This is a genomic window from uncultured Oceanicoccus sp. (genome assembly GCF_963968385.1).
In the GTDB taxonomy this organism is placed as follows: domain Bacteria; phylum Pseudomonadota; class Gammaproteobacteria; order Pseudomonadales; family Dasaniaceae; genus Oceanicoccus.
On the sequence record NZ_CAXAHB010000128.1, the window covers coordinates 1 to 2,567 of the forward strand.

General features: G+C 47.3%; 2 protein-coding genes. Both read left to right on the forward strand.

Translation table 11 applies throughout. The annotated features are described in order from the left end of the window. Positions 1-210 precede the first annotated feature (210 nt). Positions 211-1,713, forward strand: coding sequence for a chromosomal replication initiator protein DnaA (gene dnaA, locus AACP44_RS08955; protein ID WP_339340184.1), 1,503 nt, complete (start codon positions 211-213; stop codon positions 1,711-1,713). Between the two features lie 24 nt (positions 1,714-1,737). Next, on the forward strand, positions 1,738-2,567 hold an 830-nt coding region (gene dnaN, locus AACP44_RS08960; protein ID WP_339340185.1), incomplete at its 3' end, for a DNA polymerase III subunit beta.

Genomic DNA, 2,567 nt, shown 5'->3' on the forward strand with positions numbered 1-2,567 from the left:
CGGATTACTGGCCGGATTACTAGCCGGATTAGTAGTATGAGCAAAACGAACAACATAAAGAACAATAAGGTTCGATGCCCGTGTTTTTGAACAAGTGTTTACATAAAACGCCTTTAGCCACCATTCACGGCTTAGGAACCCCTCTGATTGTTTCGCCATTCGTTCTGAATAAGGCTTTGCAAAAGGCTCTCAATTTACCGGAGCCCGCCCTTGTCTGATTCAGTATGGCAGCAATGCAACCTTCATTTGCAGGAAGAACTGCCCTCCCAGCAATTTAATACCTGGATTCGCCCTTTAAAGGCGGAGACCCATGGTCAACAGATTCGCTTGTTGGCGCCCAATCGCTTTGTTCAAGACTGGGTTAAAAACAAGTATTTACAGCGTATTATGGAAATTGTCGCTGAGCTCGCTGGTGATCAGGGTGTAGAAGTTCGTCTTGAGATTGGCGATCAACAGCCGATCGTGCGTCGAGAGCATTCTACCTCTCCCGCTCAGCGCCCAATTAATCCTATGGTTAACCCTGCATCGCAACCCTCTAGCCCAAATAATGACATTACATCCAATGTTGAAAATGACAGTCACGATTTAGTTGATGCCAGGGCTGAGAGCGTTTATCTCCACGATAACAAGGGTTCTGGTTTTAACAACTCGCGTTCCTCTCGCAAGGTTGAGGTTGAGGGCGCTATTCAGCATCAAAGCTTTCTGATTGAGAACTACACCTTTGATACTTTTATTGAGGGTAAGTCTAACCAATTGGCCAGAGCGGCCTCCATCCAGGTAGCGGAAAATGCTGGTGGTGCCTACAACCCGCTGTTTTTATATGGTGGTGTTGGCTTGGGTAAAACTCACCTAATGCATGCGGTGGGCAATTCCATTATGCAGAAAAAGCCCGATGCCAAGGTGGTCTATTTGCATTCCGAGCGTTTTGTTGCCGATATGGTTAAGGCGCTACAACTCAATGCGATTAATGAGTTTAAGCGCTACTACCGCTCGGTGGATGCACTGCTTATTGATGATATTCAATTTTTTGCCGGTAAGGAGCGTTCACAGGAGGAGTTCTTCCACACATTTAATGCTTTGTTGGAAGGTGGTCAGCAGATGATCCTAACCTGCGACCGTTACCCTAAAGAAATTAGTGGACTGGAAGAGCGTTTAAAATCTCGCTTTGGTTGGGGTTTAACCGTCGCAGTAGAGCCACCAGAGCTAGAAACCCGCGTCGCTATCTTAATGAAAAAGGCCGAGCAGGCTAATATCAACCTGCCCGCTGAAGCCGCCTTCTTTATTGCCCAGAGAATCCGCTCTAATGTTCGCGAGCTTGAGGGCGCCTTAAAGCGAGTGATAGCTAGTGCTCACTTCACGGGTCGTACTATCGATATTGAGCTGATTAGAGAGTCATTAAAAGACTTGTTGGCCTTACAGGACAAACAGGTCAGCATGGATAATATACAGCGCACCGTTGCTGAGTATTATAAGATTAAAGTATCCGATATGATGTCCAAACGACGCAGCCGTTCAGTGGCTCGTCCACGGCAGGTGGCGATGGCTTTAGCGAAAGAATTAACCAACCATAGCTTGCCAGAAATTGGTGATAGTTTTGGTGGCCGCGACCATACCACCGTATTGCATGCTTGTCGTAAAATAAAAGAACTGGAAGAGGTGGATGCCGATATCCGCGAAGATTGTAAAAACCTACTACGCTCACTCACTACCTAAATAACCCAAAGGATAGAGATCAACATGAAATTTGTGATTTCCCGTGAAGCCCTACTAAAACCACTCAATCTGGTTGCCGGTGTTGTTGAGCGTCGCCAGACTCTGCCCATTTTGTCGAATGTCTTGTTGCAGCTAGAGGCTGACCAATTGTCAATTACGGGCACCGATTTAGAAGTTGAATTGGTGGGTCGTGTGACACTGGATAAAGCATCAAAATCCGGCGGCGCAATCACCGTGCCGGCCAGAAAACTGGCCGACATCTGTAAATCGCTGCCAGATGATAGCGATATAGAGTTTACCCAGGATGACCAACGAGTCATTGTGAAATCCGGCCGTAGCCGCTTTACCCTCTCAACTTTGGCCGCTAACGATTTCCCCAGTGTTGAGGAAAGCCCAGGCAGTCAAGACTTCACGGTAAAACAAGGCGATTTAAAGCGCTTAATTGATCGCACCAGCTTTGCCATGGCGCAGCAAGATGTCCGCTACTATCTCAATGGTATGTTGTGGGAAGTGTCAGACGGTCAGCTGCGTATGGTAGCTACCGACGGCCATCGTCTAGCCCTTTGCACGCTTGCCGCTCCAATAAAAACCCAAGAAAATCAACAGGTTATAATGCCGCGCAAGGGTGTTGTTGAATTAGCGCGACTATTAATGAATGAAAATGATGATGTTCGGGTTGTTATTGGCTCCAACCACATCCAAGCGACTACCGCCGAATTTACCTTTACCTCCAAATTGGTCGACGGCAAATTTCCGGACTATGATCGAGTATTACCAAAAAGCAGCACCAAAGCCATCTTTGGCTCACGCACAGACTTGCGTGAGGCTTTTTCGCGGACCTCAATCCTCTCTAA